Origin of the sequence: Hwanghaeella sp. (genome assembly GCF_965227365.1) — a bacterium.
Taxonomy (GTDB): Bacteria; Pseudomonadota; Alphaproteobacteria; order UBA8366; family Aestuariispiraceae; genus Hwanghaeella.
The window spans coordinates 1,055,105-1,075,824 of the sequence record NZ_OZ245754.1; the positions used below are offsets into that span (position 1 = coordinate 1,055,105).

Below are 20,720 nucleotides of genomic sequence, written 5' to 3' on the forward strand. Positions count from 1 at the left end.
CTAACGGCTAGTGTGCCGTGACCAACCCTGCATGGCTCAGCAGACTGGCCGCGGCCCATTTGTGGAAAGCATGGCTCGGCGCGTCCATGGCCGGTGAGAAGGCGCCGCCCTCGAAGGCCGGGGAGGTGCGGCCGCGTTGCAGTCCTTCCACCGCCCATAGGTCTTCCTGCCAGACCTTGTACCAGAAACGGTGCACTTCCTGGCGTACGGGGGCATATTCGGGGCGGGCGGCTTCTTCCGTCGGATAGTAGAGTTCCATCCGCTCCACCGTGCGGTCGGGAGAGATCGGGTCGAACCAGACGATCCATAGATGGTCGATATGCAGGCCGATCGTCGCGTTCGGGAACAGGGATATGTATTCGGCCAGATGCTGCCGTTCCGTCGGCAGGTTCGGGAAGCGCGGCAGGGCCGGGGCGTTGTTCGGGCGCATGGCGTTATAGGCGATGCTGCCCTGGCCCGCGTAATAGCCTTCGGTGCCGACGATCGGATAGTGATCTTCCAGCCGCGACACGGCGTTCAGTTCCGGATGCACCATCGGCAGGTGATAGCCGTCGCAATGGTTCTCCACCCCGAATTTCCAGTTCGCGTTCAGCGTCAGGCTCCAGGAAGAATGCTCCCCGCCATGGCTTACCCGGCTGAAGTCGTAGTCCCGCCAGCGTTCGGTCAGCGGTGCGATGAAGGTATCGAAGGGCTGCGCGTCGCCCGACAGGTTGACGAAGACCATGTCCATCCAGACCGCGCTGCGTACCGGTTTCAAGCCGTGTTTGGCCTTCTCGAAGCCGGGGCAGGTATTGACGCCGGGACCGCCAATGCCGGGCGTCGCGTTCAATTCGCCCTCCAGGGTGAAGGACCAGGCATGATAGGGGCAGCGGATCAGGCGGGAGACATTCTTCTTCTCGTTCACAAGTTCCAGGCCGCGATGACTGCAGACATTGTGGAATACACCGATCTCGCCAGCCTTGTTGCGGACCATCAGCAACGGCAGCCCCATGAAGGTGACCGGCTTCAGGTCACCCGGATTGGGGACGTCCACACCGGCCCCGATCACCGCCCAGCTGCGCCCGAACAACTGGTCGCGTTCCATGGTGAAGTAGCGTTCCGAGGTGAACAGATCGTTGGGCAGGCCCTTGGCGAATTCGATCGGCTGGCCGACGGCGTCCAGCGCCGGTTTGAGGTCCGCGATCAAGCTGTTGAACTCACTGTTTAACGCAGCGGTCATGGCGGCCTCCTTCCCGTATCCAATGCCCTATGGCCGAATATTCTGGGAGAGACGCGTTTCGTCATCAATTGCCTAAATTCTTATCTCGAAATAAGTTGAGCTTATGAGCATTCGGATCACTAATCTGCCGCCTCTCGGCGCTTTCATAGCATTGGAGGCGGTTGTCCGGCATATGAGTTTCACGGTTGCATCACGAGAACTTAAGGTGACGCAGGCCGCGGTGAGCCAGCAGGTGCGTGCGCTGGAAGACTATCTGCGAGTCGAATTGATCGTGCGGGAGAGGCCGCGGATTCGGCCCACGGAAGAAGCGCTGGTGATCGCAAATGCGGTCCGGGCCGGTATCGACGGGATCGAGGCGGCGGTAAATTCCGTGCGCTATCGGCCTGAACCGAATCGTATCTCGGTCGCGGCGACGACGGCCTTTTCCTCCTATTGGCTGATGCCGCGCCTGACCCGTTTTTTCGGCGAATATCCTGAGCTCGAAGTGAACCTTCTCAGCAAGGATCTCGACATTCGGGACTCGATGACCGGGTTCGACATCGGCATCGTCTACACCGATCAGACCCGTCCCGGCTTCCTGGCGTCGCGTCTTTTTGGGGAAGAGGTCATCGCCGTCTGCAGTCCGGGCTACAAGGAAGCGCATCCGGAACTGCGCAGCGCGCCCGATCTGCTGTCGGTGCATCTGCTGCATTTCGACAGTGAGGAGCCGGAGACGGATTGGCCGGACTGGCTGGGTGCCGTCGGTGTGGATCTGCGGCGCCCGGAATTGGCGGGATTGGAAGGCGCCCGGACCGCCTTGGAGACCGGCGCGCATTTCAACAGCTATATCCTGGCGACCCAGGCGGCGCTGGAAGGGCAGGGTGTCGTACTGGGCTGGCGGCGGTTGATCGAACCGGCGCTGAAACGCGGCGACCTCGTCCGTGCTGTGCCGGAAGCGGTGGTGCCGGACAGCGGCTATGACGTCATCCTGCCCAGCCGCTTGAAGGACGACCCGGCGGTGAAGGCCTTCCGTGTCTGGCTGGCCGGGGAAGCGTCGGCGGATTGGTAATCTCAGGCGGCGGGCAGGTCGAAATCCACTGAATGCACCGTCAGGTCCGTGCCGTTCGTCAGGACGACGCCATAGGCGGGCGGGGCGGTGTCGGAGCCCTTCAGCTTCGGATTCACGAAATCCTGCGGGATTTGATAAAACAGCGACCGCATGCCGAAGGCCGGGCGGCCCGCGACGGTGGCTGAAACCGTCATATGGCAATGGCCGGAAAACAGCGCCCGCACCTTTTCCGCATGCGCCGCGACGAGGGATTGCAGGGCCGGGCGGTCCTCGAGCCGCAGTGCCTCGAAGCCCGGCACGCCGGAATCGAAGGGTGGGTGATGCAGGAAAAGCAGGCAGGGTTTGTCCGCTGCCGACAATTGCGCTTCCAGCCAATCAAGGCGGCCGCCGTCGAGAATGCCGCCGCCATTGCCCGGCCAGTAGGTGTCGAGAAGGACGAAGCGAAAATCCCCGGCGTCGAAAACCTGTTGCGCGAAGCCGCCCGCATCCACCGGTGTTTCCGGAAAGGCGCGCTTGAATCCCTCCCGTTCATCATGATTGCCGATGATCATGCGGCAGGGCATGGGCAGGGGGCGAAGGGCCTCCTTCAGCGCGGCATATTCCTCGTCCGATCCTGTTTCGGTCAAATCGCCCAGCAGGATGCAAAGTTCCGCATCCGCATTCCGTTCATTGATATGCGCGACGGCGGCGTGAAGGGAGTCCACGGGCGTTCGGCCGGGAACCTGTTTCTTCGATCCGATGTGAATGTCGCTCAGTATGATGAATTTCATGGCTGTATCTCGCGGAAGATCGGGGGCGGAACCGTTTGAAATCTCGGCCGCGGCAGAAATGCACGTCGGCAGCTGTCAATGGATTGAGCGCCGAACATGACATTTCGGACCGGGTTTGAACAGGGCGCGAAAACCGGAACGGGCGACGATTTCAAACAGGCTCGCTTCGGTGTTCGAGCGGTATAGTTTCCACAAAGAAAGGCCCCGCGAAGGGACCTTTCCAGTGGATGGGCGTGGGGCGCCGCTGAGGCTTATGCGAGCCGTTTTCCGCGGCGGCGGGATATCAGCCCGAGGCCGCCAATCGCGGTCAGCATCAGGATCAGCGCCGGCGGAACGGGAACGACGGTGCCCGTCAGGCCCGAAACCCTGAAGTTGTCACCGAAAGCGCCATCTGCGATGAAGCCTTGCGGGCCGGCGACGGCGATGTATTGAAAAGTCTGCGCCAGGTCGAAACCGATTGTTGCCGTACCGTCTGGATCGAACTCGCCGAACAGACCACTGCCGTCCGGCGAATATGACAGAAGCGTCCACGGCAGGATGTTGCTGCTATCGATACCGAACGGCAGGTCGAGTGACCCGTTCCACCCATAGACATCGGCCGTGTCATTCGAGTCGACGCCGGTGAAGGAAATGCTGACCGGGCTCCATAATGAGCTGTCGAATTCGAAGACCAGAATGTCTCGCAGTATGGTGTTATCGACGTTCGGGGATTCGAGAAACGATTCCAGATCGTTCAGAACACCCAATCCGCCGCCGTCCTGCGTCAGTGTCACGCCGCTCGTGCCGTAAAAGAGATCGTTGACGATGTCGATTTGAGTGAAGGCATAGGCCTTGACGGTATTGCCGTTGCCGTCGTCGAAGCTCGTCGGATTGGACAATCCACCACCGCCGGTGAAGTCCCAAATGGAAGTGCTTGCAGCCTGGGCGGTGCCCGCGACCGAAACTGCGAAACCAATAATTAATGACGTGAGTAACCTGCGCATAGCGTCCCCCTGATACTCAAGAATCATGACCAATTTCCGTACTTTGTGGTAACGAACGGAAAACAGCCATAGATGGCATCGGCACACTATAAACAGTAGTACATACTCTATTTGAATAAGGTCGGCATTAATCCACATTAGGTATATGGAATTCTAATTCATGAAGAAAAACAACGCGGTAACAAGGTGTGCATGTTCTCGGTTTGATAACTGTTGTTAACATTGGTTTTGGCGGTTTCGGTGTTGTCGCCAGATCGCTTCGTTTCAGGTGTGCGTTCTCGGCGCGACGGTTGCGGGTATTGGTCCGGCGATCGCGTCGGCCGGGAGGTGCTGGCCCTTGCGTGAATCCGTAATGAGGGATATATACTTCACTGTTTTGTGGGGATTTCCCCCAAATTTGGCGAGGAACGGCGATGGTTGCCGAGGATAAGCGGAACAGAGCGCTGATCGCGCGGATCGAGGAGCGCTTGGCGGCGACGGGTCTGTCCGCCAATGCGGCCAGCGAAGCGGCGGGGCTGGAGCGCACCTATATCCGCAACATTCTCAACGGCAAGTCGCGCGGCCCGCGCGGTGAGAACGCGGTGCGCCTGGCCCGCGCCCTGGATTGTTCCCTGGAATGGCTGCTGGGCGGCGACGGCGTGGCGCCGCAATCGGCCTCCGTCCCGCCGGCGGACGATCTGGTCCTGGCCGGGCACAAGGTTCCGGCGCGGTCCGAGATGCCGCGCGATCTGCCGGTGTTGGGAACGGCGGCCGGCGCGCGATCGGAGACGGAAGGCGCCGTCGTCATGGGCGGCGGCCCCGTCGAATTCCTGCGCCGTCCCTCGGTGTTGCAGGGCGTCACCGATGCCTATGTGGTTTATATCGTGAATGACAGCATGGAGCCGGCTTTCCCGCATGGGGAGGCCGCCTGCGTCCACCCGCACCGGCCGGTCAAGCCGGGCGACAATGTGGTCATCCAGGTGCGGGACGAAAGCGGCGATACCTATGCCTATGTGAAAGTGCTGGTCCGCCGCACCAATGCCGAAGTGGTCTGTCGGCAGCACAATCCGGCGCGGGAGATCACCTTTCCCCGCGCCAGCGTGGTCTCGATCCACAAGATTCTCTCCGTCGCTGAGCTGATCGGTTACTGATCGGATGCTGTCCTTTTTCAGGATGAGGGAAAAATACCGCAAATATCATTGACTGAGGGATCTTCCCTTTTTATCATCTGCCTGTGGTTGTAGTCGTCAAGGTGGGACAGGGGAATGGAAACGGTCGATGAGTTTGCTGCGGGGCAGGACAAGGCAGGAACCGCGGGGGAGGCGGCGCGTCTTCTTCGGCATCAACTGGAATGGATCCGCATCGGCTTCGAGACGGAACCCGCGGGCCGATTGACGGCGGAACGCGCAGTCGTGGCGGTTTATCGCGCGGCCGGCTTCGATCCTCCCAGAATTCTTTGGTGCGGCTCCCCTTTGACGATGGCGTTCGCTCGCGCAGTGCTGGCAACGAATCTGTCCTTGGCGCAGCAGCAACGGGTGGCGTCGGCGATGCGCGAAAGCATCGACACGGATGATTGGCCTGCCTTCTGGACTGGGGTTCAGGCGGCGGGTGCGGCGTGCCGCGGCATGGATCCGGGGCCTTGCCTCAAGGATGCGGTTGTGGCCCGGGTGCGGGACATGGCGCGGGCCGACCTTCAACAGAGGCTCGGTCCGGTTCGCTGGGAAAGCATCGTACAAGCGGTCGGCGTGCCCGTCCGTCGCCGCATCGGCGCGGGCGTCTGGTCCGTCATCGGGCGCGGAATCTGGAACAGTGTCCGGATCAGTGCGCCCTTGTCGCAATGGGGCGCGTTTCGGGCCGAGGTTCGTGACGCGATCTGGCAAAGCGCCCATGGACAGCACGACGCGCCCTGGCTTGCCGTGCACGACTATTGCGCCGCCGACGGACATGGCGAGGTACCAAGAGCCTTAACCGCGTTGAGCACGCTCGCCCGGTCGGCGGGCTGGTGGCTCCCGCATGAAAAGATCTGCTGGATCTGCGAACGGCCCCGCATCGTCGAACAGGACGAAGACGGCGTGTTGCATTCGGCCGCCGGGCCGGCGGTCGCCTATCCCGATGGATGGGGGCTATATGCCTGGCGCGGTTCCCTGGTCCCCCGGCGCTGGATCGAGAATCCCGGCGGCCTCACACCCAGGATCGCCTTGACCCACCCCTATGTTGAGCAGCGGCGCGCGGCCTGCGAGATCCTCGGTTGGGAACGGGTGCTGTCCGCGCTCGAGACCAGGGTGATACAGGCGGATGACGACCCCATGATCGGCGAGTTGGTCGAAGCGGAGATTCCGGAGATCGGGCGGGAGCGCTTCCTGCGCGTGCTGTGCGGCACCGGCCGTCGGTTCGCACTGCCCGTGCCGCCTGGCATGACCTCCGCGCTTGCCGCCAATGCGTGGACCTACGGCTTGGAGGCCGCGGAACTCAATCCGGAAGTGAGGACCTGACAGGATGAAGACGTTCAAGACCCAGGCCGCCCAGGGCGATTTCCTGATCACGCGGATCGAAACCCTGCCGCCGGGCGCAGAACCGGTTGCGTCCGAGGGTGACGCCACGGTCATCGCCCATAGCGAGACCGGCCATCACCACATCATCGACGCCGGGGCCGCGACCCTCTATCGCCTGCCCGACAGCCTCTACGAAGCCTTCCTGGTGGTCGACCGCCCGGCTGTCATCGAACACCGTCGCGGCTGGGATACCCATGAAGCCCTGAAGATCGAGCCGAGCCTCTACCGCATCAACCGGCAGCGGGAATATGTGGCGGAAGGGTATCGTATGGCGGCGGATTAGGAGCATCTCACGGTCCTGCATGAAGCAGCGTATAGTGACGACATGAGCAACGACTTCATCCACCAGAGGAAAGACCGTGATCGCGTCATACGCCGGCTCCGCGCGCGATTGCTTGAAGGTGCGGAGTCACCCCTGGAATGCGCGGCTGATGAGGCGTATTTCAAGGCATTGCGAGACTATGCACACCAGAAAGGGCGTGTGCCGCCCTTGGGATAAAGAATGAGTCATGGTCTCTATCCCTCACAATGACTGTCTTTGACGATGGGTAGAACTAGCTATCTGCGCCGAAGGAACGGCCAGGTGAACATGTCAGTCGAGGTCGAGAAGACTAGAGCGGTTAGGACAATCACGGCAGCCGAAAGCATCGTGACGATCAGCAACGGATAGCCGAAGACCCACAAGGCGCTGAACCACAGCAGCAGAACGTTGACGGCGAAATACACCCAATCCGTCGCGCCGCCGCGACGGGCGCGCCACGCCAGGAAACCGACAACCGGAACATAGGCCAGGGCCAATTCGCTCACACTTCTTCTCCTTCCGTGATGGCAAACCGCCATCTACGCCGATCAAGGTGGGGCCGGTCCCGCATTCCATGGTCAACATACTGCGGTTCGACAGGCCTCATAATGTGCGGAGAATGTATGGATGCCGCTTAAGGCGAACAAGGTCGGCTGATGGGATGAAGCGGCTGTAAAATGTCGCAGGGTAGGCAGGGAAAGGGTGGTGAGTTGATTAGGCCGTTTTGTTTGGGGAAGGGACTCCAGGGTCACTGAATTCTTGGGCCGACAGTGAATGTCACAGATCTTCCATCCTGATCGATACCCACTCCCTGGGAACCTTTGCCTTCACCGAATCCTTTGTAAATTCCTTCCGCTGACGTGCCGTCGGAACATTCAACTTTCCACGTTCGATCCTTCCTGTTCTCATCGACTCGGTAGCAGCTGGCATCGTTGGGTCTGGCGATCACAATCTCACCGGTTTTCAAGTCAATCGTGCCTGCTAATGGCGACGGATTGCCTTCCCAAACCACGGCCAACGAACGGACATCCTTCAATCCGTTTGAATGTGTACTGGTCGCCGAAGTCGCGGTCGTATTGCTGTTGTTGAGCAACGTATCGATCGATGACCCGGTCAGGATCGTTGTGCGGTCTAGCGCAAACAGGGAGCACTCACGCTTTGTTGCACGCTGGCAAAACCAAATGGAGTCATGGGCGGAGAGTTTCTTAGATTGTTCCGGGTTCTTGTATGCATAGAAGGCGTAGAACAGCTTGTTATCCGAAGACACCGACAAAGCACCATGCCGCCTGCTGCTTTGTCGCATAAGGTCATTGTATTTGCGGATAGTTGATAAGTTTCGTCCATCCAATGGTACTGCCCGTTGCGCCGTCGGGATGGTCTCAATCGCGGGTAAGTCCTCCCATTTCACTGTTTCCTGATTGCCGCGGACTCCCTGCCACACGATGGAATGTTTGACGGCATAAATGTAACAGGCCTGTCCTTTGGAGTTTTTTTCGCAATCATGTATTGCTCGCCATCCGTAGTCGGAGACTTCGCATTTGGCTTCCGGACAAAAGTAGTAGGAGTAACTCGTAAATCCGTCAGGCGTAACGGCAAACGCGAGAGGATTGCCCTCAAGGTACTCGGCGAATTTAGACTCCAATGCGTGGCTGAGTTGAATCTGACCGCTGCCGTATCTTTCGTTCAGGCTATTGGTCACGCATCCGCTAAGGAGCACCAAAACAAGGATCGCAAGTGTCTGACGCATGAGGTTCTCCGGATGGACACACCGCAACTGGATTTCGAACTGTAAAGAGTTGTGTATATTCGCGTGTATGACGGGTTTTGTCACTGTTCTAGGTTGTGGGGGCGTGAAATGATAAAGCTTATCTGCCATATTAACGCGGTTACGATTTCGTTGGCTTTCTTTATGTTGATGGCATTCGTGGCATTCGTCTTGCTATCACCTTTCTTGTCTCAACATTTGCCGGCCGAGTTCGTCGCCAGCCCAGAAACCATTGCGCTCGCTATTGCAAGTATCATTTTTTTTACGGTCTTTATCGGCGGGTTTGCCGCTGTTCTGAGATGCGCGCAATTGCTCGAAATCATCGAGAGGCGGACACGTTCGATTGGGTCGAGCGTAAGTCATTCTGGCGAGAGTGATATCGACACGATTAGAACAAGGGAAAAACTCGCGGCCCGGTCGAAACCGCAACTGAAGCCGCATTAGATCGGTGCTCTGCGCCCGGAAAACTAGATCATTCTCTGTTAGAGTTTTCCGTGGGCATTAGCATGACTAGGAAACTCAGTTGTAATTGAGACGATCTCATTTGCCTTTCGCTAACCGCACCGGTTCCCCCGACCGCTGCCGGGTTTCCCATTGCGGGTCGATCCAGGTGGGGGCGTTTGAGGCGGGGAGCGGGTCCTTGCCGAGAATGATGTCGGCGGCCTTTTCGGCGACCATGATGGTCGGGCCGTTGAGGTTGCCGTTGGGGATGGTGGGGAAAATGGAACTGTCCACCACGCGCAGGGCGTCTATGCCCCGAACTCTGCAGTCCTTGTCCAGTACGGCCATCGGGTCATTGTCGCCGCCGATCTTGGCGGTGCAGGAGGGGTGATAGGCGCTTTCCGTGTTCTCGCGGATCCAGGCGTCGATCGCCTCGTCGGAGGTGACGTCGTAGCCTGGCTGGATTTCGTCCTCGCGGAATTTGTCGAAGGCGGGCTGGGCGATGATCTCGCGGGAGAGGCGGATGCAGGCGCGGAAGGCCTCCACGTCTTCCTGCTCTTTCATATAGTTGAACAGGATCGAGGGTTTGTCCGCCGCGTCGGCCGAGTTGACCAGCACGCGGCCGCGGCTTTTCGGTTTGTTCGGGCCGACATGGACCTGGAACCCGTGCCCGTCGAAGGCGGCGTTGCCGTCATAGCGCATGGCGGCGGGCAGGAAGTGATATTGGATGTCCGGCCATTTGATTCCGGGCTTGGACCGGATGAAGGCGCAGCTTTCGAAATGGTTGGTCGCGCCCAACCCCTTCTTGGTCAGAATCCAGCGCGCGCCGATCAGGAATTTGTGGAACCAGTCCAATTGCCCGTTCAGGGTAATGGGGTCCTTGCAGCGATACTGGAAATAGACCTCCAGATGGTCCTGCAGGTTCTGTCCCACGCCGGGCAGGTCCCGGACGACCTCGATTCCCTTGTCCTTCAAATGCTGCGCCGGGCCGATGCCGGAGAGCTGCAGCAGCATGGGCGAGCCGATGGAACCGGCGGAGAGGATCACTTCCGTCCTGGCCGTGGCCGTCTTCACCGTACCGCCCTGGGCGTATTCGACGCCGGTCGCGCGTTTGCCGTCCAGCAGCACGCGGCGGGTCAGCACGCCGGTTTCCACTTTCAGGTTCGGGCGCGACCGCGCGGGTTTCAGATAGGCATTGGCGGTCGACCAGCGCACGCCGTCCTTGACGGTCATATGCATCGGGCCGAAGCCTTCCTGGTTGAAGCCGTTATAGTCTTCGGTTTCCAGATAGCCCGCTTCCTTGCCGGCCTCGATGAAGGCCTTGTAGAGCGGGTTCTGCATGCGGTTGCCGTTGCTGGTCGAGAGCGGGCCGTCGCCGCCACGGTATTCGTCTTCTCCACCGTCGCGCCAGTTTTCGGCCCGTTTGAAATAGGGCAGGCAATGGCGATAGCCCCAGCCCTCCGCGCCGTGCTCCTCCCACTCGTCGAAATCGCAGGCATGGCCGCGCACATAGACCATGCCGTTGATCGATGAGGACCCGCCCAGCACCTTGCCGCGCGGGCAATGCATCACCCGGTTGTTCAGGTAGGGTTCGGGCTCTGATTCGAAGAACCAGTTGAACTTCTGCATGTTCATCGGGATCGACAAGGCGGTCGGCATCTGGATGAAGATCGACTTGTCCGACCCGCCCGCTTCCAGCAGCAGGACGGTCTTGGTGCCGTCCGCCGTCAGCCGGTTGGCCAGCACGCAGCCGGCGCTGCCCGCGCCGACGATGATGTAATCGAATTCAGCCATCACGATCCCCAAAGGTTCCAACATGCATACCGGTGACCGGTTTCTATCCGGGCAGGATCGCCCCCTCAATCCCCTGCTGCTAGTCCAGGCGCGGCATGGTTACGCGGCGAAGGCGGCTTTCCGCGCCTTGACGATGCTGTCGCGGCGGAGGATTTTCAGCCGGTCTTTCGAATATGGGGTGGATGATGGATATCGAAGAATTCCGCAGGCAAGCGCACCGCATGGTGGATTGGATGGCGGATTACATGGGCGGTATCGAATCCTATCCCGTCCGTGCGCAGGTGAAACCGGGGGAGATCGCGGCCAAGCTGCCGGACGGCCCGCCCGCGCAATCCGAATCGATGGATCTGATCTTCGAGGATTTCCAGCGCGACGTGATGCCGGGCATGACCCATTGGCAGCATCCCAGTTTCTTCGCCTATTTCACGGCTAATTCCTCGCCGCCCTCGGTGCTGGCGGAAATGCTGACCGCGGCCCTCGGCGCGCAATGCATGCTGTGGCAGACCTCGCCCGCCGCGACGGAGATGGAGACCAAGGTCCTCGATTGGCTGCGCCAGATGACCGGCCTGCCGGACGGGTTCCACGGGGTCATCCAGGACAGTGCGTCGGGCGCGATCCTGTGTGCCATCCTGACCGCGCGGGAGCAGGCGACCGGTTGGCAGGGCAACAAGGCGGGACTGAAAAATGTGCCGCGCCTGACCGCCTACACGTCCGGCGAAACCCATTCCGCGACCGAGAAGGGGATCAAGATCGCCGGCATGGGCGCGGACAATCTGCGCAAGCTGCCGGTCGACGAGAATTTCGCGGTGATCCCGGAAGAGCTGGAACGGATGATCGTCGAGGACAAGGCGGCGGATGCGGTGCCTGCCATCGTCATCGCCTCGATCGGCGCGACCGGCGTGGGGGCGGTGGACCCGCTGCGCCGGATCGGTGAGATCTGCAAGAAACACGGCGTCTTTCTGCATGTGGACGCGGCCTGGGCCGGCAGTGCCTGGATCCTGCCGGAAACCCGCTGGATGATGGACGGGATGGAATATGCCGACAGCGTCGTCTTCAATCCGCATAAATGGATGTTCACGAATTTCGACTGCTCGGCCCATTACGTCCGCGACCCGGACGCGCTGATCCATACGCTGACCATCCTGCCGGAATTCCTGAAATCCAGGGAACAGGGGCAGGTGATCGACTATCGGGACTGGAGCGTTCCGCTGGGCCGTCGCTTCCGGGCGCTGAAACTGTGGTTCGTGATCCGCTCCTACGGCGTCGAGGGGCTGCAGGAAATGATCCGCGCCCATATCGGTTACGCGGAAGAATTGGAGGGCAGGATCGACGCGGCTGAGGATTTCGAACTGGTCGCCCCGCGCGTATTGGCGTTGACCACGTTCCGCTATCATCCCAAGGGCGTGGATGACGAGGCGGAACTGGACCGGCTGAACGAAGCGCTGATCATGCGGCTGAACGACGGCGGCAAGCTGTACCTGACCCAGACGCGGGTGCGCGGCAAATACGCGATCCGCTTCAATATCGGACAAACCTGGACCGAACGCCGCCATGTGGAAGCAGGCTGGCGGGAAATCGTCGAGACGGCGTCCGGGCTTTAGGTCTCTAAGCCGGGGTCGAAATAGCCGTGGGATTCGGCTTCGTCGATCAGGGATTGAACGAGGGCATGCAGTTTCGTCGACCCGTCGGCGATGACGGACATGCGCTTGCGCACCTGGTCCGGACGCACGCCGTGCTGCCGCCACATCATGCCCTGCGTCAGGAAATTGTGCAGGAAGGGCTGGGTCCGGTCCATCGCGCGGGCGAATTGCGCATCGGCGCTTTCATGGGCCTCGAACTCATCCCACAGGGCGCGGAATTCGGTCGCCTGATCCGCGGGCAGCAGGCCGAAGATTCGATCGGCGGCGGCCTTCTCTTTTTCTTCCTGCTCGTCCGCGGCGGCGGACGTGTCGTAGAGGAATGTGTCGCCCGCATCGATTTCCACGATGTCATGGATCAGCAGCATGCGGATGACGCGCAGCATGTCGACCGACCGGTCCGCATAGTCGGCCAGGACACAGGCCATCATCGCGAGATGCCAGCTGTGTTCCGCATCGTTCTCCTTGCGCGACCGGTCGAGCAGGGGCGTTTGCCGCAGTACGGATTTCAGCTTGTCGATCTCGGTGACGAAGCGCAGGCGGTCGGCCAGTGCCGCCCCGCCTAGTGCCGCGATGGTGGAATGAAAATCGGAAGGGGAATCCGATTCGCTCATGTTTCCTCCTTCAGGCCGGTTGCGTTCAATTAACGCGGGTGCGGGCCGGGCCGCCGTTCAAGATTTCCAGCACCAGCTTCACCACCGTCTCACCGCTGCGGCGCGCGGAATCGGAGGTGGCCGCGCCGATATGCGGGGTCGCCAGGAAATTCTTGAGGCTGAACAGCGGATGATCGGCGGGCGGCGGTTCGACCTCGAAGACATCCGATGCACCGGCATAGAGATGGCCCGACTTCAGGGCGTCGTACCAGGCATCCTCAGCCACGATGCCGCCGCGGGCCGCGTTGATGACCATGGCGCCCGTGGGCAATAAGGCCAGTTCCCGCGCGCCGACCATATGCCGGGTCTCGTCGTTCAGCGGGACGTGCAGGCACAGAATGTCGGTTTCCGACAGCAGCGCCTCCAGGCTCGGCGCGCGTTTGACGCCGAGCGTCTCGAACGGTTCGTCGGTTATATAGGGGTCATAGGCCGTGACTGGGCAGTTGAAGCCGTGCAGGAAGATCGGGGCCGTCCGCCGGCCGACATTGCCCAATCCGATGATGCCGACCCGCCGGCCGGTGATGTCGAATCCTCGCCAGTTGAACGTATCGCCGGAATTGCCGGTGCGCATCGCGGCTTCCGCCGGGCGGGTGTTGCGGGCGGCCGCCACGGTCAGCATGGCGGTCAATTCGGCGACCGATTGGGCATTCGTGCCCGGCGTGTTGATGACCGGAATGCCTTTCGCCGAAGCGGCCGGAATGTCGATATGGTCGACACCGATTCCGTGTTTCGCGATCACCTTCAGGCGTTTTGAACGGGCGATCATCTCCCCTTTGATGTAACTCGTTCGGGTGATAACCGCGTGCGCGCGTTCAGGCCATTCATCCATCGCCGGGTCGCCCTTGTCGATTACGGTGCAGGTTTCGGCCAGCGCGGCCTTGGCCTCCGGGGCGATGGAGTCAATTAGAAAAACTTCATATTTCTCATTGGCCATGAGCGCGTTTCCTGCCTGAATTTGTGGTTTCTCGTCCGGAATGATGGGTGAAATTCCGCTGCTTGTGATTAGGACATTCTATAAAAGGGGTTTGCAAGCGAACTGTCGTTTCGTACGCTTGTGGAAACGGCAGGTGCGGGTCCAACCGCCCGTACCGTAAACCGAGGCGACCCGGAGCAACCGGGCGTCCATAAAAAATGAATGTGAAACTGGCCGGTTGGCGGCCAAGTGATCAGGGAAGAGAAACACATGCTGAAGACGATTGTAGGGGCGGGAACCGCCCTGGCGTTGATGTTGGGTGTCGGTGTCATGACCGCCGACAAGGCCCAAGCCAAGGTGGAAGGCGACACGATCGTGTTGGGATCCGCCATCTCCTTCACGGGTAAGTATTCGACGAACGGGATCCACGCCAAGAACGGCTATGATCTGGCCGTCCAGAAGATCAACGAAGCCGGCGGCGTGAATGTCGGCGGTAAGAACTACAAGCTGGAAGTTCGTTACTACGACGACGAATCGACCCCAGCGCGTACCGCGCAGCTGCTGGAACGTCTGATCCAGCAGGACGGCATCCAGTACATTCTTGGACCGTACAGCTCGGCGACCACCAAGGCCGCCGCGCCGGTCACCGAAAAGTATCAGGTGCCGATGGTCGAGGCGGAGGGTGCCTCCCGCTCGCTGTTCACGCAGGGCTACAAATACCTCTTCGCGGTTCTGTCGACCTCGGAACTGTATCTCGCGAGCGCCATCGACCTCGCGGCTGAAGTCGCCGAGAAGAACGGCAAGAAGCCGTCCGACGTGAAGATCGCGATGGCTTTCGAGAACGATCCGTTCTCGCTCGACGTTCGGGCCGGTGTGGTCGCTGATGCCGAGAAGTACGGCATGAAGATCGTCATCGACGACAAGCTGCCGCGTGACTTGAGCGACATGTCCGCCACGCTGACCAAGGCGAAGGCGCTGAAGCCCGACCTGTTGATCGTTTCCGGCCACTCCAAGGGTGCGGCGACGGCGGCTCGTCAGATCGGCGAAATGAACATCGACATCCCGATGATCGCCATGACCCACTGTGAAGCGGCGAAGGTGCACGACAAGTTCCCGGCGGCTTCCGAAGGCTTCCTTTGCTCCACGCAATGGGCGGAAACGCTGAGCTACAAGGACGACCTGTTCGGCACGGCGGCGGAATACGACGCGCTCTTCAAGTCCACCTTCGAAGGCTACACCACGGTTCCGTATCAGTCCGCGCAGGCTTCGGCCGCGGTTCAGGTCTGGGCCGACGCGTTCGAGCGGGCCGGCTCCACGGATCCGCAGAAGGTGCGTGACGCTCTGTCCGCGACCGAAATGGACACCTTCTACGGCCCGATCAAGTTCTCCGAAGCGGGGAACAACATCGCCAAGCCGATGGTCCTGCGTCAGATCCAGAACGGCAGCTACAACGTGGTTGCGCCGTCCAAGTGGGCGTCGCATCCGCTGGTGTGGCCGCGTGCGGTTCCGTCGAACTAAGGATTAAAGCCTGTTGGCGGCCTCATCCGGGAAATGCCCGGATGAGGTCGCGCCTTTTTTCAAGCGCCGGACACGCTGGTGGGCGTGACGGTCCGGGCTTACCCTTCCGCGGAGACTGCGATGTGGGACAATATTAGTATTCTGACGAGCCATGCGCCGGTGTTTAACATCCAACTGCTGTTGGACGGCATCCTGATCGGCGCGGTTTTCGCACTGGCGGCCTACGGTCTGGCCCTGGTCTGGGGCGTGATGAACGTCAAGAACCTCTGTCAGGGCGAATACGTGATCATGGGCGGCTATTTCGCCTGGGTGATGGGCAAGATGGGCCTGCACCCGATTCTCGCCCTGCCGATCGCGATCGTCGTGATGTTCGGTTTCGGATGGCTCGTCTACCTGACGATCATCAAGCGGGTCCTGACCAAGGACATGTTCACCTCTCTGTTGACGACCTTCGGTCTGGCCATCGTCATCCAGCAGGCGTTGAACCTGGCTTTCGGGCCGGAGGTTCAGGCGGTCGAATCCGATTTCGCCACGCTGTCGATGTTCGACGGTTTCGTCACCGTCGCCAATATCAAGTTCGTGTCCTTCGTCCTTTGCGGCATTCTGGCCGGTGCCGTGGTGCTGTTCATGAAGCACAGCCGCATGGGGCAGGCGATCCGCGCGACGGCGCAGGACGCGCGCGCCGCGCGTGTCATGGGCATCGATACAGAGAAGGTCTACGCCTTCACCTATTCGCTGAACGCGGCGATCTGCGGCGCGGCCGGCGTGCTTGTTTCCATGATTTGGGTGATTCAGCCCTTCTATGGCATCACGCATTCGGTTCGCTCCTTCGTCATCGTGACGGCCGCCGGCATCGGCAACCTGCCGGGCGTCATCATGGCGGCGCTGGGCATGGGCGTGGCCGAGCAATATGCGGGGTTCGTCCTGGGCGCGGAGTTCCAGCAGGCGACGGTCGTCGTATTGCTGTTGCTGGTCCTGATCTGGCGGCAGATGCAGATGAGCAAACTGCGTCAGGTGGTTCAGTAAGGGACCGCTTGGCGGTGTCTGTTTGTGTGTTTGGTGCGTGTTTCGGACAGCCGGCGAAAAGATCGGCGCGAAAACAACACGATGAACTGGGTGAATTGTGGGGATCGAGGCATAGGGTCGTGACAGCCTTGGCGGGAATGCCGCCGGGGCGGTTTCGGCAGGCCGCTTTCCCCGATCTATGGGGAGCGTAATGAACGCTGAACGTCGGAATATGATTGCCCAAGGCCTGCTGCTGGCCTTCGGGATCATCGGGCCCTTCTTGTTCCCGGCCTATATTCAACAGATCACACTGTTGTGGATCATGGTGTTGTTTGCCCTGACCTGGGACGCCATGGGCGGCCAGATGGGTTATAACAGCCTCGGCAATATCTTCTTCTTCGGGGCGGGCATGTATATCTGCGCCGTCACGCAGATCATCGTCGCGGGATACGATGTCGGGGAATACACCTCCGCCTTCGGCGCCATCAATGTCGATATTTCCGACGGCCAGTATTTCGCCGGTTTGTTCATCGGCCTGATCGTCGCGGCGGTTGGCTGTGTCATCCTGGCGGTCATTCTGGGACGGATCTTCTTCGGGCTTCGCGGCCCGTATTTCGCTATCGGCACGCTGGGCATCGCCCTGGCCGCCGGCGAACTGATCGGGGCCTGGGAATGGGTCGGCGGCGGCAGCGGCATTTCGCTTCCATTGTATCCGGCGGAAGCGGACTTCTTCCCCGGCGCCGGCGACGACGAGGCCATGTTCTTCTATACGCTGGCGCTGGTCGCGGCATTTGCGACCTATATCTTCTACAAATGGCTCTACAGCACGCGGTTCGGCCTGGCAGTGAACGCCATCCGGGACGATGAGGAAAAGGCGGAGGGGATGGGTGTCCATACCCTGCGCTACAAGACCGTGGCCTGGGCAAGTTCCGCTTTCTTCCTGGCAATCGCCGGCGGCATTCACGGCAATATCATTCACTTCATCGAGCCGCTCGAAGTCGCCTTCCCGACGGTAACGTTCGGCATCTTCATGGTGGCGATGGCGCTGTTGGGCGGCAAGGGAACGATCTGGGGGCCGGTGCTCGGCGCGATCCTGTTCCATGTCATCAAGGAGGTCACCTGGACGCATCTACTCGGCTGGCAGTGGATCGCGCTCGGACTGATCATCATCGTCAATGTCGTGTTCTTCCAGCAGGGTATCCTCGGCTGGATGCGTGAGAAATGGCCGGAAGCCTTCGGTGTCACCGTCGAAGGGGCATCGGCCCAGGGGTCCAAAGCGGGCGGAGGGTCGAACTGATGAGCGGCAACAAGGTCATTGAGGTCAACGGCGTCTCCAAATCCTATGGCGGCGTGGTGGCCAATCACGATATCTCCCTCGAAGTGGAAGAGGGGAAGATCACCGGGCTGATTGGTCCGAACGGATCGGGCAAGACGACCCTGTTCAATTCGATCGTCGGGTATCACCCGATCGACGAGGGGTCGATCAAGTTCGAGGGCGAGGAAATCTCCAAGCTACGGGTTCAGCAGATCGCCCGCAGGGGCCTTCTGCGGACGTTCCAACAGACGCGCATCTACAGCAAGATGAACTGCGTCGACAACATGCTGATTTCCATTCCGCACCGTAAGCACGGGTTCTTGGACATGTTCGGGACCAACGGCAAAGCGGACCGGGACAAGGCGGAGCATCTGCTGGAATTCGTCGGCCTGTACAGCAAACGGTTCCTGCCCAGCGGAGACCTGTCCTTCGGGCAGCAGAAACTGTTGGAATTCGCCATGGCGTTGATGAACGAGCCCAAGGTCCTGTTGCTGGACGAGCCGACAGCGGGGATCAACCCGACGCTGATCAACGGTCTGATCGACCGGTTGAAGCGTGCGAATACCGATTTCGGCATCACCCTGCTGGTGATCGAACACAACATGCGGGTCATCATGAACATGGCCGACAAGGTCTACTGTCTCGCTCACGGGGAAATGCTGGCTTCCGGCAGCCCCGACGAGGTTCAGAACGACCAGCGTGTGATCGACGCCTATCTTGGCGCCCATTGATCCGGGAGGCAGAAAAATGACAGACGATACAGCCCGCTCCACCGGATACCATATGGGGGACGTGAAGACGGTCATCTCCGTCGAGGACGTCAACGCCCAGGCCAAGCAGATGGCCGAACCGGTAGAGCTTTCCAAAATCGCCGGACTCGCGAACAACGATCCGTTCGTGCAGATCGAAAATCTGAAGGCCGGATACGGCAAGATGCAGATCCTGCACGATATCAATCTTCAGGTCGCGAAGGGGCAGTCCCTGTGCCTCATCGGCCCTAACGGGGCCGGCAAGTCCACCATCCTGCATTCGATATTCGGCTTCACCAACATCTTCGGCGGCCGGATCATGGTCGGGGACGGACCGAACAAGAAGGACGTGACCGCCCTGTCGCCGAACCAGAAACTGAAGGAAGCGGGGATCGCCTATATCCTGCAGGACAAATCCGTCTTCCCCGGCATGACGGTGGAAGAGAACCTGTGGATGGGCGGCTATCTGATGGACAATCAGAGCGACGCCAAGGAAGCGGCCGAGAGGGTTTTCCAGAAATACGACCGTCTTGCCAAGCGGCGGAAACATCCCGCCAAGGTGTTGTCCGGCGGCGAACGCCGTTTGCTCGAGATTTCCCGTGCTCTGGTGATGAATCCGGATGTCCTGCTGGTCGACGAACCGTCGATCGGGTTGGAGCCGCGCTTCATCGACATGGTCTTCGATATTCTCGACGACCTGCAGCATGGTGAAGGCAAGACCATCATCATGGTCGAACAGAACGCCAAGAAGGGCCTGGAATTCGCCGATATCGGCTATGTCCTGGTCTCAGGTGAGCTGGCGATCGCCGGAAAGGGCGACGACCTGCTCGAGAATCCGGAAGTGGGACGGCTGTTCCTGGGCGGGTAACAATCCGGTCCGGTGACGTGTCGGCCCGTGCCTGGGCCTCGTGCCGTCTTCGCCGATAAGGGCGCCCGTGCTATCCTCCCGCCGGACTACCGGTGGGAGGTTCGCGCATATGCCGGTCCCATGCTGACATTCTATGCAGTCGTATTCGTTCTGCTCGTGGTCGAAACCGTCGCCACGTTGATCTTCGGCATGTCTTCGGAGATGGAGCGCGCCATCGCCCGCAAGCAATCGACATGGGACCGGGAAACGGTCTGGGCGCATCTCAATATCGTCCTGCGGGTAGCGCTCCGCGCTGCGCTTGGTATTCTATTGGCGATACGCATCGTCGAACTGACCGGATAGGGAAGAACCATGACCGAGACGCCGGCAGCCAGTCATCCCGCCATCGCCGCCGGGAAGACCGCCGTGGTGACGGGCGCGGCCAGCGGCATCGGGCTCGCCGCATGCCGAACCTTCGCCGCCCGCGGCATGAACGTGGTGATGGCGGATTTCAATGCCGAGGACCTGGCGGAGGCCTCCGAAACCGTCGCTTATGACGCGGCCGGCAAGGTCCACGCAGTCGCGACGGATGTCGCGGATTTCAAGCAGATCGAGGTGCTTCGCGATTGGGCGATGGCCCGTTTCGGCGCTGTCGATTTTCTGATGAACAATGCAGTGACGCGGGTCGGCGGCGGTGTCGAAGGCACGGCTGAGGACTGGCACCGCGCCATGGCGGTCAATTTCTGGGGCGTCGAGGGCGGCGTGCGCGCCTTTCTGCCGGCCATGCTGGAACGCGGCGAGCCTGCCGCAATTGTGAATGTCGGGTCCAAGCAGGGCATTACCAACCCGCCGGGCAATCTTGCCTACAATGTCACGAAATCCGCCGTGAAAACCTATACGGAAGGGTTGCAGCACGATTTGCGCAACCGGCCCGGTTGTCGTGTCAGTGCGCATTTGCTGATCCCGGGCTGGACGACGACCGGCAAACGGGAGCATAAACCGGGCGCTTGGATGCCCCAGCAGGTTATCGACTTCATGCTCGCCGGTTTGGCGGCCCAAGATTTCTACATTCTTTGTCCGGACGACGAGACGACGGTGGAAATGGACCATGCCAGGATCCTGTGGGCGGCGCGCGACATCACCGAAAACAGACCACCCCTCTCGCGTTGGGAGCCGAACTGGAAAGCCAGGTTCGAAGCCGAGGATTAGCGTTGTAGCCCATAGTGGCGGA

General features: G+C 60.5%; 21 protein-coding genes. 13 read left to right on the forward strand and 8 right to left on the reverse strand.

Features of this window, described 5'->3' with window-relative positions; all coding sequences use genetic code 11:
• Nucleotides 1–7 precede the first annotated feature (7 nt).
• Nucleotides 8–1,219: an aromatic ring-hydroxylating oxygenase subunit alpha gene (locus tag ACQK2G_RS04730; protein ID WP_425403872.1), complete on the reverse strand. Its 1,212-nt coding sequence runs from the start codon at nucleotides 1,217–1,219 to the stop codon at nucleotides 8–10.
• A gap of 103 nt (nucleotides 1,220–1,322) precedes the next feature.
• Here ACQK2G_RS04730 and ACQK2G_RS04735 point away from each other — a divergent pair, with 103 nt between their 5' ends.
• A complete protein-coding gene (locus ACQK2G_RS04735; RefSeq protein ID WP_425403873.1) occupies nucleotides 1,323–2,267 on the forward strand; it encodes a LysR substrate-binding domain-containing protein in 945 nt (314 codons plus the stop codon).
• 2 nt (nucleotides 2,268–2,269) lie between these two features.
• Here the strand turns inward: ACQK2G_RS04735 and ACQK2G_RS04740 are convergent, their stop codons facing one another.
• Complete coding sequence (locus ACQK2G_RS04740) at nucleotides 2,270–3,037, reverse strand: metallophosphoesterase (RefSeq protein ID WP_425403874.1); 768 nt, start codon at nucleotides 3,035–3,037, stop codon at nucleotides 2,270–2,272.
• Nucleotides 3,038–3,288: 251 nt separating this feature from the next.
• Entirely contained in the window at nucleotides 3,289–4,158 is an 870-nt protein-coding gene (locus ACQK2G_RS04745; protein ID WP_425403875.1) for a hypothetical protein, read from the reverse strand.
• A gap of 275 nt (nucleotides 4,159–4,433) precedes the next feature.
• Here ACQK2G_RS04745 and ACQK2G_RS04750 point away from each other — a divergent pair, with 275 nt between their 5' ends.
• The 3 genes from ACQK2G_RS04750 (at nucleotide 4,434) to ACQK2G_RS04760 (ending at nucleotide 6,834) form a co-directional block, all read left to right on the forward strand.
• Complete coding sequence (locus tag ACQK2G_RS04750) at nucleotides 4,434–5,150, forward strand: helix-turn-helix domain-containing protein (RefSeq protein WP_425403876.1); 717 nt, start codon at nucleotides 4,434–4,436, stop codon at nucleotides 5,148–5,150.
• A gap of 114 nt (nucleotides 5,151–5,264) precedes the next feature.
• A complete protein-coding gene (locus tag ACQK2G_RS04755; protein ID WP_425403877.1) occupies nucleotides 5,265–6,491 on the forward strand; it encodes a DUF6745 domain-containing protein in 1,227 nt (408 codons plus the stop codon).
• 4 nt (nucleotides 6,492–6,495) lie between these two features.
• Nucleotides 6,496–6,834 carry a hypothetical protein gene (locus ACQK2G_RS04760; RefSeq protein ID WP_425403878.1) on the forward strand — a complete coding sequence of 113 codons (339 nt, stop codon included), beginning with the start codon at nucleotides 6,496–6,498 and terminating at the stop codon, nucleotides 6,832–6,834.
• Between the two features lie 275 nt (nucleotides 6,835–7,109).
• Here ACQK2G_RS04760 and ACQK2G_RS04765 read toward each other — a convergent pair whose 3' ends face one another.
• Complete coding sequence (locus ACQK2G_RS04765; RefSeq protein ID WP_425403879.1) at nucleotides 7,110–7,358, reverse strand: hypothetical protein; 249 nt, start codon at nucleotides 7,356–7,358, stop codon at nucleotides 7,110–7,112.
• 242 nt (nucleotides 7,359–7,600) lie between these two features.
• Nucleotides 7,601–8,599, reverse strand: a complete 999-nt coding sequence (locus ACQK2G_RS04770; protein WP_425403880.1) for a hypothetical protein — start codon at nucleotides 8,597–8,599, stop codon at nucleotides 7,601–7,603.
• A 108-nt stretch (nucleotides 8,600–8,707) separates the two neighbouring features.
• On the opposite strand from ACQK2G_RS04770, the gene ACQK2G_RS04775 reads away from it, so the two are divergent.
• Nucleotides 8,708–9,061, forward strand: a complete 354-nt coding sequence (locus ACQK2G_RS04775; protein WP_425403881.1) for a hypothetical protein — start codon at nucleotides 8,708–8,710, stop codon at nucleotides 9,059–9,061.
• Between the two features lie 96 nt (nucleotides 9,062–9,157).
• Here ACQK2G_RS04775 and betA read toward each other — a convergent pair whose 3' ends face one another.
• Complete coding sequence (betA, locus tag ACQK2G_RS04780; RefSeq protein WP_425403882.1) at nucleotides 9,158–10,852, reverse strand: choline dehydrogenase; 1,695 nt, start codon at nucleotides 10,850–10,852, stop codon at nucleotides 9,158–9,160.
• Between the two features lie 182 nt (nucleotides 10,853–11,034).
• Here betA and ACQK2G_RS04785 point away from each other — a divergent pair, with 182 nt between their 5' ends.
• Entirely contained in the window at nucleotides 11,035–12,453 is a 1,419-nt protein-coding gene (locus tag ACQK2G_RS04785) for a pyridoxal phosphate-dependent decarboxylase family protein (RefSeq protein WP_425403883.1), read from the forward strand.
• Here the strand turns inward: ACQK2G_RS04785 and ACQK2G_RS04790 are convergent.
• Both ACQK2G_RS04790 and ACQK2G_RS04795 read right to left on the reverse strand, forming a co-directional pair.
• The gene (locus ACQK2G_RS04790; protein ID WP_425403884.1) at nucleotides 12,450–13,103 is read right to left on the reverse strand and encodes an HD domain-containing protein; all 654 of its coding nucleotides are present in this window, start codon (nucleotides 13,101–13,103) and stop codon (nucleotides 12,450–12,452) included. The genes ACQK2G_RS04785 and ACQK2G_RS04790 overlap by 4 nt on opposite strands.
• A 25-nt stretch (nucleotides 13,104–13,128) precedes the next feature.
• Entirely contained in the window at nucleotides 13,129–14,076 is a 948-nt protein-coding gene (locus ACQK2G_RS04795) for a hydroxyacid dehydrogenase (RefSeq protein ID WP_425403885.1), read from the reverse strand.
• Nucleotides 14,077–14,325: 249 nt separating this feature from the next.
• On the opposite strand from ACQK2G_RS04795, the gene ACQK2G_RS04800 reads away from it, so the two are divergent.
• From ACQK2G_RS04800 to ACQK2G_RS04830, 7 genes are all read left to right on the forward strand, one after another.
• The gene (locus ACQK2G_RS04800) at nucleotides 14,326–15,573 is read left to right on the forward strand and encodes an amino acid ABC transporter substrate-binding protein (protein WP_425403886.1); all 1,248 of its coding nucleotides are present in this window, start codon (nucleotides 14,326–14,328) and stop codon (nucleotides 15,571–15,573) included.
• A gap of 120 nt (nucleotides 15,574–15,693) precedes the next feature.
• Nucleotides 15,694–16,599, forward strand: a complete 906-nt coding sequence (locus tag ACQK2G_RS04805; protein WP_425403887.1) for a branched-chain amino acid ABC transporter permease — start codon at nucleotides 15,694–15,696, stop codon at nucleotides 16,597–16,599.
• A gap of 190 nt (nucleotides 16,600–16,789) precedes the next feature.
• Complete coding sequence (locus tag ACQK2G_RS04810; protein WP_425403888.1) at nucleotides 16,790–17,875, forward strand: branched-chain amino acid ABC transporter permease; 1,086 nt, start codon at nucleotides 16,790–16,792, stop codon at nucleotides 17,873–17,875.
• Nucleotides 17,875–18,624, forward strand: coding sequence for an ABC transporter ATP-binding protein (locus ACQK2G_RS04815; protein WP_425403889.1), 750 nt, complete (start codon nucleotides 17,875–17,877; stop codon nucleotides 18,622–18,624). Before ACQK2G_RS04810 ends, ACQK2G_RS04815 begins: the two co-directional genes overlap by 1 nt.
• 16 nt (nucleotides 18,625–18,640) lie before the next feature.
• Nucleotides 18,641–19,510 carry an ABC transporter ATP-binding protein gene (locus tag ACQK2G_RS04820; RefSeq protein WP_425403890.1) on the forward strand — a complete coding sequence of 290 codons (870 nt, stop codon included), beginning with the start codon at nucleotides 18,641–18,643 and terminating at the stop codon, nucleotides 19,508–19,510.
• Between the two features lie 120 nt (nucleotides 19,511–19,630).
• Nucleotides 19,631–19,852 carry a hypothetical protein gene (locus ACQK2G_RS04825; protein WP_425403891.1) on the forward strand — a complete coding sequence of 74 codons (222 nt, stop codon included), beginning with the start codon at nucleotides 19,631–19,633 and terminating at the stop codon, nucleotides 19,850–19,852.
• 9 nt (nucleotides 19,853–19,861) lie between these two features.
• On the forward strand, nucleotides 19,862–20,698 hold the full coding sequence (locus ACQK2G_RS04830; protein WP_425403892.1) for an SDR family NAD(P)-dependent oxidoreductase: 837 nt from the start codon (nucleotides 19,862–19,864) through the stop codon (nucleotides 20,696–20,698).
• The last annotated feature ends 22 nt before the right edge of the window (nucleotides 20,699–20,720 follow it).

What these genes read in the sequence shown, in the direction of transcription:
- ACQK2G_RS04730 (WP_425403872.1), bottom strand. Translation starts at nt 1,219, where the DNA reads ATGACCGCTGCGTTAAACAGTGAGTTCAACAGCTTGATCGCGGACCTC.
- ACQK2G_RS04825 (WP_425403891.1), top strand. Translation starts at nt 19,631, where the DNA reads ATGCTGACATTCTATGCAGTCGTATTCGTTCTGCTCGTGGTCGAAACC.
- ACQK2G_RS04750 (WP_425403876.1), top strand. Translation starts at nt 4,434, where the DNA reads ATGGTTGCCGAGGATAAGCGGAACAGAGCGCTGATCGCGCGGATCGAG.
- ACQK2G_RS04805 (WP_425403887.1), top strand. Translation starts at nt 15,694, where the DNA reads ATGTGGGACAATATTAGTATTCTGACGAGCCATGCGCCGGTGTTTAAC.
- ACQK2G_RS04800 (WP_425403886.1), top strand. Translation starts at nt 14,326, where the DNA reads ATGCTGAAGACGATTGTAGGGGCGGGAACCGCCCTGGCGTTGATGTTG.
- ACQK2G_RS04785 (WP_425403883.1), top strand. Translation starts at nt 11,035, where the DNA reads ATGATGGATATCGAAGAATTCCGCAGGCAAGCGCACCGCATGGTGGAT.
- ACQK2G_RS04770 (WP_425403880.1), bottom strand. Translation starts at nt 8,599, where the DNA reads ATGCGTCAGACACTTGCGATCCTTGTTTTGGTGCTCCTTAGCGGATGC.
- ACQK2G_RS04760 (WP_425403878.1), top strand. Translation starts at nt 6,496, where the DNA reads ATGAAGACGTTCAAGACCCAGGCCGCCCAGGGCGATTTCCTGATCACG.
- ACQK2G_RS04790 (WP_425403884.1), bottom strand. Translation starts at nt 13,103, where the DNA reads ATGAGCGAATCGGATTCCCCTTCCGATTTTCATTCCACCATCGCGGCA.
- betA (WP_425403882.1), bottom strand. Translation starts at nt 10,852, where the DNA reads ATGGCTGAATTCGATTACATCATCGTCGGCGCGGGCAGCGCCGGCTGC.
- ACQK2G_RS04740 (WP_425403874.1), bottom strand. Translation starts at nt 3,037, where the DNA reads ATGAAATTCATCATACTGAGCGACATTCACATCGGATCGAAGAAACAG.
- ACQK2G_RS04795 (WP_425403885.1), bottom strand. Translation starts at nt 14,076, where the DNA reads ATGGCCAATGAGAAATATGAAGTTTTTCTAATTGACTCCATCGCCCCG.
- ACQK2G_RS04735 (WP_425403873.1), top strand. Translation starts at nt 1,323, where the DNA reads ATGAGCATTCGGATCACTAATCTGCCGCCTCTCGGCGCTTTCATAGCA.
- ACQK2G_RS04815 (WP_425403889.1), top strand. Translation starts at nt 17,875, where the DNA reads ATGAGCGGCAACAAGGTCATTGAGGTCAACGGCGTCTCCAAATCCTAT.
- ACQK2G_RS04775 (WP_425403881.1), top strand. Translation starts at nt 8,708, where the DNA reads ATGATAAAGCTTATCTGCCATATTAACGCGGTTACGATTTCGTTGGCT.
- ACQK2G_RS04810 (WP_425403888.1), top strand. Translation starts at nt 16,790, where the DNA reads ATGAACGCTGAACGTCGGAATATGATTGCCCAAGGCCTGCTGCTGGCC.
- ACQK2G_RS04830 (WP_425403892.1), top strand. Translation starts at nt 19,862, where the DNA reads ATGACCGAGACGCCGGCAGCCAGTCATCCCGCCATCGCCGCCGGGAAG.
- ACQK2G_RS04820 (WP_425403890.1), top strand. Translation starts at nt 18,641, where the DNA reads ATGACAGACGATACAGCCCGCTCCACCGGATACCATATGGGGGACGTG.
- ACQK2G_RS04745 (WP_425403875.1), bottom strand. Translation starts at nt 4,158, where the DNA reads ATGTGGATTAATGCCGACCTTATTCAAATAGAGTATGTACTACTGTTT.
- ACQK2G_RS04755 (WP_425403877.1), top strand. Translation starts at nt 5,265, where the DNA reads ATGGAAACGGTCGATGAGTTTGCTGCGGGGCAGGACAAGGCAGGAACC.